This window comes from Pirellulales bacterium (assembly GCA_035546535.1).
GTDB lineage: Bacteria > Planctomycetota > Planctomycetia > Pirellulales > JACPPG01 > JACPPG01.
Genome location: DASZWQ010000088.1, coordinates 39,080 through 53,454 on the forward strand (window position 1 = coordinate 39,080; position 14,375 = coordinate 53,454).

Sequence of the window (14,375 nt, forward strand, 5' to 3'; positions counted from 1 at the left end):
GAAAAAGTTTCGCGTAGGAGCCCGCCGCCAGAGCGAACATGTCGGACACGAACCTGGCAACGCATCATGGCTCGCGCAGGGGGTGCCAAACAATTCCCGTTATTCTCTCGTTCCGGCGCGCGCGATGCTAGTACAGAGAGGGGATTTTGGTAAGCCGGCGGAGGCGAGAGGGGGATCGCAGCGAAGTGGCCGTTTCGATTCGCGGCGAGCACCGCCCCACGGTCAAAAGGCTGGATTGGCGCGCCACTTGCGGGCTGGCGCCCTTCACCGCTTCTGCGCACGATGGCCAGTCGCGCCGGAGCAAGGCGATTGTCGGTAACTAGCGTTAGTTGCAGGCGTGCGAGAGTCGTGTTTTCCGTCTTTTGAATGGAGTGTATGTCATGTTGTGTCACACGAAATGGCCGATCGTCGCAGCGATTTGTTGCCTGGCCCTGCCCGCGATCGCTGTCGCCCAGTTGGCCCAACGACAACCAGGTCGCGCAAACCCGAATCAACCGGTTCGTCAGCCACAAGCGCCGCAGCAAGGCCAGAGGGAAAATCACGATGCTTTCCTCGCCGAATGGTTGATTCTCGATAACGAGAACGAAATCGAGGTGGCAAAACTCGCGATGCAAAAGGCGACCAGCGAGGACGTCAAGCAATTCGCCCAGAAGATGATCGCCGATCATGAGAAGTTGAACGATGCCTTGCGGCCGTTTACGGGCGGTCAGGCGCAGCGCGAGGAGGGCGCTCAGCGGACAAGTGCGGCGACGAATAATCAGACGCCGCAGCAGGCTCAAGGTAACACTGTTCCGCGCGCCGGACAGTCGGAGCCCGTTCGCCGTACAGTCGCCCGCGTCACCGAGCAGGGTGAGATTCCCGGACAAGCGCCTGCGCTGGGAGCTGGTCAAGGGCGGCCTCAGGGGGGCATGTTGGGGCTCAAGCGCGAGCTTGCCGACCAGTGCCTCGCCTCGGCGCTCCAGGAACTCGATCGTAAGAGCGGCAAGGAATTCGACGAGTGCTATATCGGCATGCAAATCGGCGCGCACATGTACGTCGTCGACGCCATGACCGTGTTTCAGCGCCACGCTTCGCCTGAGCTAAAGCAGACGATCGCCGCAGGCGAACAAGCGGCCCAGGGGCATTTGCAGATGGCGAAGAACCTCATGAAGCAACAAAGCCAGGGCGCGGAGCGCTAGTCGCGGTACCCCCCTTTGCGCCTGCGTTCTGGTTCACACGCAAAGGGCTGCCCACGGTGCAGGGCGGCCCTTTGCCTTTTTGCTTTGACCGCGGCGTCCCGAACGCGCCGCGTCGCCTCTTGAATCGAATGGCCGATCAATCAACCAGTTCGAACAGGCCCGCGGCCCCCTGACCGCCGCCGATGCACATCGTGACGACGCCCCACTGGGCCTGGCGGCGCTGCATCTGGTTGGCCAGCGTGCCGACAAGGCGCGAGCCGGTCATGCCGAAGGGATGTCCGATCGCGATCGAGCCGCCGTTGACGTTCAGTTTCTCGGGATCGATGCCCAGCCGGTCGCGGCAATAAATGACTTGAACGGCGAAGGCCTCGTTCAGCTCCCACAGGTCGATATCCTTGACGGCCAGGCCATGCCGGGACAGTAATCGCGGTACCGCGAATACAGGGCCGATGCCCATTTCGTCCGGCTCGCAGCCGGCCACGACGAAGCCGCGGAAAGCGACTTTGGGCTTGATGCCGAGGGCTTGCGCTTTTTCGCGCGTCATGAGCAGCGTGGCGCTCGCGCCGTCGGACAGTTGCGAAGCGTTGCCGGCCGTCACGGTTCCCTGGCCGCTATTGGGATCGAAATAGGGCTTCAGCCCGGCCAGTCCTTCCAGCGTCGTGTCGGGCCGGTTGCACTCGTCACGGTCGATCGTGTGCTCTTCGCGGCCGACGACCTCGCCGGTTTTCTTGTCGAGGATGCCGCGCGTGACTTTCATCGGCGCCAGCTCTTCGTCGAAGAAATGCTCTTGCTGGGCGCGAGCCGTGCGCTGCTGGCTGAGCAAGGAATATTCATCCTGCGCTTGCCGGCTGATTTTGTAGCGCTTGGCCACCACCTCGGCCGTGTCGCCCATGACCATGTACAGTGCCGGCTTGTGCTCGACGATCCAGGGATTCAGGTCGGGCTTGATGTGCGCGGTCATGGTGATGCTTTCCACGCCACCGGCGATGGCCACGTCGGCCCCTTCGTGCAGGATCTCGTGGGCCGCCATGGCCGTCGACTGCAAGCCCGACGAGCAGAAGCGATTCACCGTTGCGCCCGCCACCGTGACGGGCAGGCCAGCGCGAATGGCCGCGATGCGGGCGACGTTCATGCCCTGCGCCGCCTCGGGATAGCCGCACCCCAAGACGACGTCTTCGATGTCGGCCGGCTTGAGCGCCGGCACTTTGGCCACCACATGGCGAATGACGTGCGCCGCCAGGTCGTCAGGGCGGGTCAGATTGAACGATCCGCGAAACGATTTGGCCAGTGGCGTGCGGCTGCTGGCGACGACGACGGCTTCTCGCATTTTGGCACCTGGGCGTGAAGGTGACTTGCAGGAACGCTCGGTGCCTGCGCCAGTTGGCGAGGCCGAGACGAAATATCGTACGAAACCGCCAGCCTAACGGGGCCGCCGACGTGGTTCAAGCGGCCCGCAGCGTCACAAGCTGCGCAGGAATGCCAGAAGTGCCGCCAGTTCTTCGTCCGACAGTGCCGAGTTTTGCCCGTGACGAAAGCGTCGCAGGACGTCGTCGAGCGACGCGGCCCGATTATCGTGAAACAGGGCGCTGCGAAAGCGCACTCCCCGCAACGAAGGTGGATTGAAGCGATCGTGCCCAAGTTCGTCGGTCATGCCGACCTCGTACGAACCGGCCGATGTGTAGGTCGGAGGTTGATGGCACGCGGCGCAGCCGGCCGTATCGAACACCAGCGCGCCGCGGTCCGCGAGCGCCGCGTCGGCCTCGGACAGCTTCGGGCGTGGCGGCGCTGGCAGTGTGCGCACGAAGGCCCCCAGCGCCGCCACAGTTTCGGCCGAAGCTTTCGGCGAACGCATCGTGCGTTCGAGTGAGCTGTGAATCTGCTCGTTGAGCTGCGCGACGTGCCCGTTCCAGGCCCAGGGACCGGTTTCCGCGGCGCCAAAGAGTGACAACACACGCTTGGGCGCTCCGGCCGAGCCGTCGCCGAAATTGTCACTCGTGAGGCCATTGGTATGCCCATCCGTGTGGCAGCTGTGGCAACTGTACCAGCCGTCGAACGACAGCCGGGCGTCGTAAAACAAATGCTCGCCACGCTCGGCGGAGGTCAGAGCCGGACGAGGGCCGAGGGAAATCGTTCGTTCGACGCGGAAATCTTCAACGTCCACGATCGATACCGAATCGCCGAACGTGTTGGCGACGAACGCGCGGCTGCCATCCGAGGAAAGGGTGAGGGCCGTGGGGCGGCGACCGACGCGCTCGCGCTGCCAGCCAAACTGGCCGGCACGCCGCAGCGCCACCTCGTGCACACCGGAGAGCGCGACGATGGTATCTCCCGCGGTGGTGCTGATGATGCCGGCCGGATCGCCGGCGCCCGCTCCCAATCCGCCGATCGTTTGCGTGCCGGCCACAGGCAGCGGCTCCGTGGCGGCGGTCGTGACGGCATCGATCGGCACGGCGCGGACCACGTTCGTGAGAACGGCGCCCCAGAAGACGTTCCGCTGCAAGGTCTCGGTGTGGCTGTTCAAAATCTGGTGCGCCACGAGCAGCGTGCGCCCGTCGCTCGAAAGCGCCAGGCCGCGGATGTTATGACCAACCATCTCGCGCACGGAGACGATGCGCAGCGACGCGACGTCGATCACCGCGAGCGACCCGCCGCAGGCATCGGCGACGACCAGCCGACCGCCGTCGTCCACCAGGCATTGGCAGCGGGCGTTGAATGGCAGCGAGATCGCGGCCACGGTTTTCGGGTGCGCGAAGTCTGCTAGATCGACGACCGTGACCGCTCGCCCCCAATGCGACGCGACAAATGCGCGCCGACCATCGGGCGAGAGCCGCACGCTTTGCGGCGCTGCGGCAACCGCCACGCGCGAGGCAACCTGCGGGCCATCGGCCTCACGAGTGAGCACAAGCAATTCGCCGGCCGCCTCATCGAGGGCCAACAGGAACTGTTCGTCGGGCGAGATCGCGAGATCAACGAGCGATCGGCCGACGTCGGTTTCAGCTACAACCTCGCCCGCCGCGACATCAATCGTCGCGATGCTGCCGCTTGCGCGATTGGCAACGTACAGGATCGTGTCGTCCTCCGCCGTGACCAGCGCCGTGGGCCGCCGCAGATGCGTCGCCAGGTCGGCGGCGGCACGAGCGCCGCACGCGGCCAGGCCGGCCAGCGAAACGAGCATCGCGCGAAGAAAGACTTGCCAACGCATTTCAGCTTTCTGGAGTTCGGCACTGGTGGCGAGCCACCCGTGGCACCCGATTCAGATTTCAAGACCGCGTCTCAGGCAATGATCCCCGCGATCGGACTCCCGGCCGCGATCACTAGCGGTCGATCATTTGCGTCGTGTACCTCGGTTTGCGGATCGATTCCCAGCAGGTGGAACATCGTGGCCGCCAGATCGTCGGGGCGGACAGGATCGCGATCCGGGCGGGCGCCATTTTTGTCGCTGGCCCCGTAGACAAAGCCGCGCCGCACGCCGCCGCCGGCCAAGAGCACCGTGTAGCAGCCGGGCCAGTGGTCGCGGCTGATGTTTTCGTTGATCTTCGGCGTGCGCCCGAATTCGCCCATCCACACCACCAGCGTGCTATCCAGCAGGCCGCGCTCGTCGAGATCCGTCAGCAGCGTCGGCAGAGTTCGATCGGTAAGCGGCAGATGAAACTGTTCGATGATGGGGAACATGCGCGTGTTGTTGAAACCGTGCGTATCCCAGCCGCCCGACTTGTTGCTTTGCCCGCCGATCGTGTTCGAGAAATAGACGTTGACGAACTTCACGCCCGACTCGACCAGCCGCCGAGCCAGCAGGCAGCTTTGGCCGTAGGTGGTGCGGCCGTAGCGCTCGCGCACGTCGTCCGGTTCGCTCGCCAGATCGAAGGCCTGACGCACACGCGACGAGTCGAGCATCGCCAGCGCTCGTTCGTAATAGGAGTCCAGCCCGCGGGCTTCGGCCGAGTAATCGAGCAAGTGCGACTGGCGATCGATCAATTGCTGGATTTCACGGCGGTCGTGCAATCGATCGACCGACAGATTCTTGGGCAAGCTGAGTTCCGGCAGGCGGAAGCTCTTGCGATTCGGATCCTCGGTGATCAGCAGTGGATCGTGCCCCTTGCCCAGGAAGCTGGCGTGCTGACCGGGCGTGATCTCACCGTCGCGCATCACGTACGGGTAAGCGACGAAGGAGGGCATCTCGTCGCCGCCAGGCAACAGGCGATCGACCACCGAGCCGTAAGCCGGAAACAATTCGAGCGTGTCGCGCAGGCGGATATCGTCCGACGGCGGCGCATGGCCGGTCAGCGCGTAATACGATGCCGAGTTATGGTTCTTCATCGGGTGGTGAACGCTGCGCACCAGCGTCACTTTGTCCATCACCTGGGCCAGGCGGGGCAAATGCTCCGAAATCGTCAAGCCCGGCACATGGGTCGCGATGCCGCGATGCGGACCGCGAATGGCCTCGGGAGCGTCGGGCTTCATATCGAACATGTCGATATGGCTCGGTCCGCCGAACTGGTAGAGAAAGATCACGCTTTTGGCGCGCGCGGGCGGGCCGGCCGGCTTATCCGCCGCGCGCAGCACGCGCCGCATGTTGAGGCCGAGCAGCCCCGCGCCGCCGATTGCGAGCGCCTGACGGCGCGAAGCGCGCAGGGACTGGAAACCGCCGCAGGCGAAGCTCGCGCGTTGTTGAGATTCGTTCATTCGTCCGACGGTCCGTTACTGAGAGCCAAAGCAATTTGCGAATGGCGAGCTGTCATTCTGTTCGGCACTGGTGGACAAGCCACCAGTGGCACCCACTTCTCACACGCACTAGCTGGTGGGGATCGCCGGGCAAGCCCGGCGGCTAAATCCTAATACAACGAGGCGTCTTCTTTGCTGACTACCGACTACTGACTACTGACTACTGACTACCGACTACCGACTACCGACTACTATTTTCTCTTCACTGCCCTCTGCCCGCTGCCGACTGCCCGCTCGTTAGTGCCTGAGCAAGAATTCTTTCGCGTTCACCAGGCTCCAGGCGATATCCTCGATCGCCTGTCGCCGATCGGCGGCAGCTTCGACGTATTTTACCGTCGCCTGTAGCTCTTCGTCCGCGGGGGCCCGGGCTAGCGCTGCCCAATAGAGCTCGGTCACCTGCTCGGCCGCGGTCCGCCCATCACCGGCCAGGTGGGCCAAACGCCCTTCGTCGCGCGAAAACAGGTCGTTGACGAGCGGGCCGCTGATCATCTGGAAGGCCTGGCCGAGCGTCGTGCCGGTCGAGCGCTCGCATTCGCAGGAGAGCAGCCGCGGCGGCTTGCCGAAAACCGTGAGAAAATGGTCGTCCATGCTGGGCCGTTCCTCGCGCACACGCACGGCCAGCACGCCGGGCATTTCGCCGGCCCGAATGCCAAGGGGGTAGCCGTTGAACTTCGGTGCGACACCGGCCACCTGGTGCATCGCGTCGAGCAATTGTTCGGCCGATAGCCGGCGGACAAGCGCGTGCGAGAAACTGCGCTCGTCGTCCTCGTTGGTCTCGTTCGGCCGGCTGGCGAGCTGATAAACGCGCGAGTTCATGATCGTACGAATCGTGTGGCGCAGGTCGAAGCCGTGCGCCACGAAATCACGCGCAAGCTCGTCCAGCAGCGGCGGGTTGCTCGGCGGGTTCGTGTCGCGAAAGTCGTCGATCGGTTCCACGATGCCGCGCCCCACTAAGTGGTACCAGATGCGGTTCACCTGCGCGCGGGCAAAGAGTGTATTGTCCGGCGCGGCCACCCAGGCGGCGAGCGCTTCGAGCCGGTCCTGATTTGCGGATTCACCAAGCGCGGCCGCTTGTCCCAGAAAGCGCGGGGCGGCGGCACTGTCGGTACGCGGGTTGGTCACGTCTCCCTGCGCGGCCATCCACACGATCTGTTCGCCATCGAACTCGTGCGAGTCGTTCCGATCGCGGCGGTCGTTGTCGAGGATCTTGTACTGCACGCGGGCAAACAGCTCGGCCCAGTCGTAGTAGTCGTCTTGCGTCCAGCGCTCGAAGGGATGGTTGTGGCACTTGGCACACTGAAGCCGGACGCCCAGGAAGACTTGCGCCGTCGCCTCGGCCCGGCTGATCGGGTCGCGCAGCGCTCGATAGAAGTTTGCAGCGGGCGACTGATACGTGCTGCCGCGGGCCGCGATCAGCTCGCGGGCGAACTCGTTCAGCGGCTTCCCCTCGGCGATCGATCGTTCGATCCAATGATGAAACGCCTGCACCCCCTTGCGATCGAGCGTCTTTTCCTCGTTGCGCAGCAGGTCCGACCACTTGAGTGCCCAGGCTTGAGCGAACTCGGGTCGTGCGAGCAGCCGATCGATCAGCACGCGGCGCTTCTCGGAATGCTGGTCTTCGACGAATGCACGGGCTTCTGCCGCGGTGGGCAACACGTTCAACACGTCGAGAAACGCCCGCCGGACGAAGGTACTGTCGTCACACAACGCGGACGGCGTCATGCGCAATCGCCGCAGATTTTCCCACACGCGCTGGTCGACGAAATTCGCAGCCGGCGGGTCAGGCCATGCGAACTCGGGCCGGGCCGGCACGAACGCCAGCGGCACCGCCACCTGGCGGTCGAGATAGCGCACGACCAATGTGGTCTCGCCGAACGCCTGGCGCTCGACGAGTCCGTCGTGGCTGACGGTTGCGATGCGGTCGACCGGATCGTAGACCGCCAAACCCGTCACGTCTCTCGTCGAGCCTTCGGCAAATTGCGCGACGACACGCAGTTGCACGCTTTCCTGTGGTTCGATCAGCACTTGTTCGTGCGGCGTGACTTCGATTTTTTGCAAAGGCGGAGAAGTGGCGTCGTCGTCAGTTCCGCCGGCGCGGATCCACGCGCACAGAATCTTGTATTCGTCCGAGTCGACGGCAAACCGCCGGCCTCCTTCGTGCGCCACTTGCATGGTCGGCTTCGCGAGGAGCAGGCTTTGCTCAGGGGCGATCCGATCGACGCGCCGCCCGTCTTGATCGCGCAGGAGCGCCGTGAGATCGAGTTCAGGATCCTGGCCGCGCAGCGAGAGCTTGAAGCCACCCTTGCCGTGCTGGTTGCCGTGGCACACTCCCTGGTTGCAGCCCGCCTTGGAGAGCACGGCCATCACGTCCCGGCGAAAGGAGATTTCTTCGCCCCGGGCGTGGTTGCCCAGCAGCAGTCCCGCGCACAGCAACGCCAACGCGCAAGCCGTCAGGCCGCGAAACGCTGTGCAAGGGCACGTGCGAATTGGCAGAGCGCGGTTAAGCATCAGTTCTTGGCCAGGGCCGATTCGATGGCTTCTTCGACGGTACCCGGTCGGTCGTTGTTCCACACGATCCGGCCGTTGCGGCCGACGACGAACACGGCAGGAATATAGGTCACGCCCAGCTTGCCGATGGTTGCCACGGCCCCGTATCCGTTGGGATAGGGGACGTGAGCGCTGTCGATCACCGCACGCGTGTCTTCGATTTTGTCGCCCCCTTCCATCGTAAGGCCGATGAATCGCACGTCGCGATCTTTGTATTTTTCAAAGGCGGCCACCATCGCGGGCAATGCCTCGCGGCAAGGGCCGCACCAGTAAGCCCACACGTCGACGACCACGATATGATCGCGCAGTTCTTCGGCCGTGGGCGCTGGCTCGTTGAGCCAACCATCGGTCACGATCTCGGGCATCATTTCGCCGGGCGCGAGCAACTTACTGCTCGTCTCGATCGGGCGGCGAATGAGCAGGAAAAACAGCGCGGCGAGCACGACGACCGTGAGCAGCGTGCGGACGCTGAAGTTGCGTCCCATGGTCTCCTCCTCGCGCAATCGGTGGGGTGCAGGGCGGGTTCCTTGATCGTACGTTCCCGGCCGGACGATCACAAGAACAAGTCGTCGTCGGCCGCGGAACGCAATGGGGCTTGGGCCGTGAAAAGCACCGCTGCCGCCATAGCTTTTACTTCGCCGGAATGACCGGCAGCACGATGTGCGAAGGATGCTCCGCGTCGTGATGGATGGTATTGGTCGCCGTCACGTAACGGCGGTGATCGTTGAGCGGCTCGCCCGTGTTCGGATTGACGTCGAACCGGGGGAAGTTGCTGCTCGAAATATCAACCCGGATGCGATGCCCGCGACGAAAGACATTCGAAGTCGGATAGAGCCGGATCGTGACCGGGTAGATCGTGCCGGGCTGCATCAACTCCTCGCGGGCAAGTGAATCGCGAAAGCGCGTCCGCAAGATGCCGTCGCCGATGAGCATGTCGATCCCGGCGGGAAAGTCCGTCGTGGGCGGATGCACGTCCACGAGCTTGGCGGTGAAGTCGGTATCGACGGCCGACGAGGAAATCCACAGGCGTACGGTCAGCTCGCCGGTGACTTCCGTGTCGGCCTCCAGCGGTTCGCTTTGAAACACAACAACGTCATTGCGCGCCGATAAGGGGATCGGCTCAGGCTCATTCCAGAATTGCTTGCCGCCGCGCTGGTCCCAAGCGCCGGCCAGCAATATGCCGTCGCCCGACGAAATATTGCCGCCGATCGTGGGCACCGGGTGGCGTGGATCGAACTCGAAACTGGTTGACGCCGCTTTGGTCTCGGGGGCGACGGTCGATAGTTTGCCGCCGGCTGTCAGGTAGTAGTTGGTCGGGCGCGTGCGCGCGAGTGGCCACTCGTGCTCGTCGCGCCAGGTACCGCCGTGATGGACGCGGCCGTCAGCGGTTTTGTGCCCGTCGCCTGTACCCATCACGAAGATGCGCACGGGCGTGGCGAACGGCGCGTCGTGACCGACGGCGTTCTCGCGCCCTTTGAGCCAATGATCGTACCACTCGCAGCGCCACGCCAGGGGGTCGGCAATAGCGGCCTCGGCGCCAAAGTCGACCTGCCCGTGGGCGTGGGAACCCTGTCCACCATGCGTCCACGGACCCATGATCAAATAGACGGGACTCTTCAACCGCTTGCTGAGCGTCTGGTAATTGGCCGTGGTGTTGCTGGCCCAGGAGTCGTACCAGCCGCCGACCAGGTAGACCGGCATGTCACGATAGGTCTCGGGATGATCGATGATGTTGTTTTGCGCCCAGAATGCGTCGTTGGCGCCATGCTTCATCGCCTCGACCAGCCAGTCTTCGTATTCCGGGATGAGCTTGAGCGGGGTGGCGCCGCGGCGCAGCGGCAGATTCAGCAGGTAGTGCCGCCGGTCGGCCATCATTTCCTTGAGGACTGCCGCCGTGGCCGGATCGCGCGCTTGCCGGCTGCCGCTCGGGCCGCCGATCGAAAAGATCCAATTCCAGAAGCGCAGCTCGAAAGCGCCGCCGTTGCGCATGCTGGCATAGCCCAGGTTCGACATCGCATCGACCGGGATGACGGTTTTCAGCGCCGGGCAATCGGCCATCGCCAGGGCGTGCTGCGTGCCGCCCACGTAAGACGTGCCGAACATGCCGATCTGACCGTCGGACCACGGCTGGTCGACGATCCATCGGGCCGTATCGACGCCATCGGGGCCGTCGTCGGTGAGCATGTGCCAGACCCCTTCGGAATCGTAGCGGCCGCGCGTGTCTTGCGCGATCACGGCATAACCGCGCTGGGCGTAGTATTTCCCCAAGCCATCCGACCCGGTGCGACCGTAGGGAGTGCGCGTGAGAATCGTGGGGAGTTTCTCGGCGACCGGTTTTCCGTCGCGTGCTGGCAGATAAACGTCGGTGGCCAGGCGGACGCCATCGCGCATCGGCACCATAAACGTCTTGGCCGGCGCGGCATCGAACTCAGCCTCGCGCGCTGGCGCACTTGCCGGCACGATCGTCAGCAATGCGGCGAGATAAACCAGATCGCGCACCCCCCGTCGGTGTGTGTCGTGCAATCGGTAGCTTCGGGGCAGCATCTCAGCGACTCCGCGAATGGGGACCGAAAAAACGGGAGTGAGAACGGCAGGGACCGTCCGCATCAATCGTAGTTGCACTTCCTGCGGGACGATACGCGCGGGCGATCGCGAGGCACGAGGAATTACTTCGCACTCAAACGAATTGCCGCAGCGCGAGCAATGTCAAACAGGGGAATTGCAAGCGTTTCATTCGTGATGCGTGACACGCAAAGCGGCTCGCGATCGTCCTGCGGCGAATTGTCAAAAATCTCGCAAAGTTTTCATACCGCGCCAGGCAGTGAGCCGCTACACTTACGGCGGGGGATCTCTCTCAAAGGGCAGGCTCTCTCGTGGCCTGACCTCTCGTCGGATTTCGTTTCGTGCTCGGCGTGTTCGTTCAGATCAGGCGTATTGGTTTCGGGCTCTGCGTCTTTATCTTTATCGAGCTGGGGGTTGGATGCGCGGAATCAAGGGAGTGATTGCAGCCTTAGGAGTGCTTTGCGCGTCTTGGCCTCAAGTATCACACGCGGATCACGCCAGCCGGATGGCGTCGATCGGGCGCGCGATCAGCAACTTCGAGCTCTCCGACTACCGGGGCAAGAAGTTTGCGCTCGCGGAGCTGGCCGATAAGGACGTGATCGTCGTTGCCTTCCTCGGCAACGAATGCCCGCTATGCCGGCAGTATGGACCCCGTCTCGAGCAACTTTCGCAGGAGTTTGCCAACCGCGGCGTGGCCTTCTTGGGCATCAATTCCAACCAGCAAGACGCGCTGGCCGAGATGGCCGCGTACGTGCGCACGTGCTCGATCACGTTTCCGCTGCTAAAGGACCCTGGCAATGTCGTGGCCGACCAGTTCGCCGCCGAACGCGTGCCCGAGGTCTTCGTGCTCGATAAAGCGCGGAAGGTTTGCTACCGCGGCCGGATCGACGACCAGTTCGGCTTGAGCACCGGATCGGGCTACGCGCGGCCGAAGGTCAGAAGCCGCGACCTGGCCAGCGCCATCGAAGAAATCTTGGAAGGCAAAAAAGTCAGCCATCCGGTGACCGAAGCGTCGGGCTGCTTGATCGGCCGCGTCGCTCAAGTCGCGCCGCATGGCGAGATCAACTACAGCAAGCACATCGCGCCCTTGCTCCAGCAACATTGCGTCGAGTGCCATCGGCCCGGCGAAGTCGCACCCTTTTCACTCTTGGAGTATGACGAAGTTGCGGGCTGGGCGGCGATGATCCGCGAAGTGATCGACGAAGGGCGGATGCCGCCGTGGTTTGCCAATCCCGAGGTCGGACATTTCGCAAACGACGCGCGACTGACGAGCGAGGAAAAGGCGCTATTCGGCAAATGGGTCGATAACGGCTGCCCGCAAGGCGACCCGAAGGACTTGCCGCCGCCTCGCTCGTTTCCCACCGGCTGGCAAATGTGCGAGCCCGACCAGGTGATCTACATGCGCGACGAACCATACACGGTGCCGGCCGAGGGGGTCGTGGAGTACCAGTACTTCGTGGTCGACCCGCAGTTCACGGAAGACAAGTGGGTGCAAGCCGCCGAGGCGCGGCCGGGCAATCGCGCGGTGGTGCACCATATGATCGCCTTCGTGCAACCGCCGCCGCGCCGCGAAAAAGTCGGCTTGGATTTTCGTCGCGGCGGAGGCCTGGCCAGCTACACGCCCGGCGACCGCGCGCGCGTCTACCCGCCGGGGGTGGCCGCCTATGTGCCGGCCGGCTCGAAGCTCATCTTTCAAGTCCACTACACGCCCAACGGCACCAGGCAAGAGGATCGCAGCTACATCGGGTTGAAATTCGCCGATCCGAAGACGGTCAAGCGGCGCGCCCGGGGTGGGGCGGCCGCCAACCGCCGCTTCACCATTCAGCCCGGCGCGGAGGACCAACGGGTCGTGGCCCTGCACACGTTCGATCGTGATACGCTGCTGGCGACCATGCTTCCGCACATGCATTTACGGGGTAAATCATTCCGCTACATCGCCAAATACCCCAACGGCAAGACCGAGACCTTGCTCGACGTTCCGCATTATGATTTCAACTGGCAGTTGCGGTACGAACTGGCCGAGCCGAAACTGATGCCGCGTGGCACGGTACTGGAATGCACGGCGCATTTCGACAACTCGGAGAATAACCTGGCCAATCCTGACCCGAAGGTTGCAGTACGCTGGGGAGACCAGGCCTTCGAAGAAATGATGATCGGCTTCTTTTCGACGCTGCCGGTGTACGACGACGTGTCGACGGGTGACAAGTAGAGCCGGCGGCAGGTAGAGCCGGCGCTAAGCAGGGCGCGCTTCACGCGCCGCCGGCGAACAACGGCGATCCTGGCCATGGCCGATAACGAACAGGACATCTTCCGCGAGCTGCGCGCGATGCTCGCGGATCCGGCGTCGTACCCGGAAGCACCTCGCAAGGTTGAGGTGATCGAAACGCACATCTCGTGCGTGTTTCTGACAGAGATGGTCGTCTATAAGCTGAAGAAGCCGGTCCGCTTCGAGTTCGTCGACTTCAGCACGGCCGAAGCGCGGCGGCATGCCTGCGAAGAAGAGGTGCGGCTGAATCGCCGACTGGCCCGCGATACTTACTTGGGCGTGGTGCCGATCATGCGCGACGCCACGGGCCGGCTGGCGCTAGGTGGCGACGGCGAAGCAGTGGATTGGGTCGTCGCGATGCGCCGTTTGCCGGCCGAGCGCATGCTGGACATGCGGATGCGCGACGGCTCTGTGACGGAGAGCGACGTCACAGACCTCGCGCAAGTGCTAGGGGATTTCTACGCGGCGGCGCCGGCCATGGCCGTGGATCCTGAGGACTATCGTGAGGAGCTCGAAGCGCACGTCCGCGCGAATTGCGCCGACCTGTCGGCCGCTACGAAAAACGATGAGCTCACGCGCGTGCGACGATCGCATGCGGCGCAGTTGCAGTTTCTTGCTTTGCACGCGCCCGCGCTGAATGCGCGCGTTCGATCCGGGCGCGTCATCGACGGTCACGGTGATCTGCGGCCCGAGCACGTGTGCCTGACTGAGCCGCCGGTGGTTTTCGATTGTCTGGAGTTCGATGCCCGGCTCAGGCGGTTGGACGTCGCGGACGAGTTGTCGTTTTTTGTCATGGAGTGCGACCGGTTGGGAGCGGGACGGATCGGGCGGCAAGTGCGCGCGGCCTGCCTGGTGCGCTGCGGCGATGCGCCTCCCGCGCAGCTTCTGCATTTTTATCAAGCCTATCGCGCCTGCGTACGGGCCAAAGTCGCGGCGCTGCGAGCAAAGCAACTCAGCGGCGACGCGCGAACCGAAGCGCGGCGCGAAATGGCCGATTATCTCCGGCTGGCCGACGAGTACGGTCGCGATTTTTCTCGGCCGCTTCTCGTGGTCGTCAGCGGTTTGATGGGGAGCGGCAAGTCGACCTTGGCGCGCGCGTT

9 protein-coding genes are annotated in these 14,375 nt (G+C 63.8%); 3 read left to right on the forward strand and 6 right to left on the reverse strand.

All coding sequences use genetic code 11. From position 1 onward, the window contains the following. Nucleotides 1-380 precede the first annotated feature (380 nt). Complete coding sequence (locus tag VHD36_11630) at nucleotides 381-1,178, forward strand: DUF4142 domain-containing protein (protein ID HVU87963.1); 798 nt, start codon at nucleotides 381-383, stop codon at nucleotides 1,176-1,178. 136 nt (nucleotides 1,179-1,314) lie between these two features. Here the strand turns inward: VHD36_11630 and VHD36_11635 are convergent, their stop codons facing one another. The 6 genes from VHD36_11635 to VHD36_11660 form a co-directional block, all read right to left on the reverse strand. Then, on the reverse strand, nucleotides 1,315-2,505 hold the full coding sequence (locus tag VHD36_11635; protein HVU87964.1) for an acetyl-CoA C-acyltransferase: 1,191 nt from the start codon (nucleotides 2,503-2,505) through the stop codon (nucleotides 1,315-1,317). Nucleotides 2,506-2,637: 132 nt separating this feature from the next. After that, nucleotides 2,638-4,380: a cytochrome c peroxidase gene (locus tag VHD36_11640; GenBank protein ID HVU87965.1), complete on the reverse strand. Its 1,743-nt coding sequence runs from the start codon at nucleotides 4,378-4,380 to the stop codon at nucleotides 2,638-2,640. 71 nt (nucleotides 4,381-4,451) lie between these two features. Continuing rightward, the gene (locus VHD36_11645) at nucleotides 4,452-5,861 is read right to left on the reverse strand and encodes a DUF1501 domain-containing protein (GenBank protein ID HVU87966.1); all 1,410 of its coding nucleotides are present in this window, start codon (nucleotides 5,859-5,861) and stop codon (nucleotides 4,452-4,454) included. Nucleotides 5,862-6,137: 276 nt separating this feature from the next. Next, nucleotides 6,138-8,339, reverse strand: a complete 2,202-nt coding sequence (locus VHD36_11650) for a DUF1549 and DUF1553 domain-containing protein (GenBank protein ID HVU87967.1) — start codon at nucleotides 8,337-8,339, stop codon at nucleotides 6,138-6,140. Between the two features lie 68 nt (nucleotides 8,340-8,407). Beyond that, a complete protein-coding gene (locus VHD36_11655) occupies nucleotides 8,408-8,932 on the reverse strand; it encodes a TlpA disulfide reductase family protein (protein ID HVU87968.1) in 525 nt (174 codons plus the stop codon). 145 nt (nucleotides 8,933-9,077) lie between these two features. Then, complete coding sequence (locus VHD36_11660; GenBank protein ID HVU87969.1) at nucleotides 9,078-10,991, reverse strand: CocE/NonD family hydrolase; 1,914 nt, start codon at nucleotides 10,989-10,991, stop codon at nucleotides 9,078-9,080. Between the two features lie 523 nt (nucleotides 10,992-11,514). On the opposite strand from VHD36_11660, the gene VHD36_11665 reads away from it, so the two are divergent. Together VHD36_11665 and VHD36_11670 are read left to right on the forward strand one after the other, a co-directional pair. Then, on the forward strand, nucleotides 11,515-13,218 hold the full coding sequence (locus VHD36_11665; GenBank protein ID HVU87970.1) for a redoxin domain-containing protein: 1,704 nt from the start codon (nucleotides 11,515-11,517) through the stop codon (nucleotides 13,216-13,218). A 75-nt stretch (nucleotides 13,219-13,293) separates the two neighbouring features. After that, nucleotides 13,294-14,375, forward strand: a 1,082-nt coding sequence (locus VHD36_11670; GenBank protein HVU87971.1) for a hypothetical protein, incomplete at its 3' end; no start/stop codon positions are given.

Bases quoted from the DNA above. Each gene is read 5' to 3' on its own strand.
- VHD36_11630 (HVU87963.1), top strand. From the start codon at position 381: ATGTTGTGTCACACGAAATGGCCGATCGTCGCAGCGATTTGTTGCCTG.
- VHD36_11635 (HVU87964.1), bottom strand. From the start codon at position 2,505: ATGCGAGAAGCCGTCGTCGTCGCCAGCAGCCGCACGCCACTGGCCAAA.
- VHD36_11640 (HVU87965.1), bottom strand. From the start codon at position 4,380: ATGCGTTGGCAAGTCTTTCTTCGCGCGATGCTCGTTTCGCTGGCCGGC.
- VHD36_11645 (HVU87966.1), bottom strand. From the start codon at position 5,861: ATGAACGAATCTCAACAACGCGCGAGCTTCGCCTGCGGCGGTTTCCAG.
- VHD36_11655 (HVU87968.1), bottom strand. From the start codon at position 8,932: ATGGGACGCAACTTCAGCGTCCGCACGCTGCTCACGGTCGTCGTGCTC.
- VHD36_11660 (HVU87969.1), bottom strand. From the start codon at position 10,991: ATGCTGCCCCGAAGCTACCGATTGCACGACACACACCGACGGGGGGTG.
- VHD36_11665 (HVU87970.1), top strand. From the start codon at position 11,515: ATGGCGTCGATCGGGCGCGCGATCAGCAACTTCGAGCTCTCCGACTAC.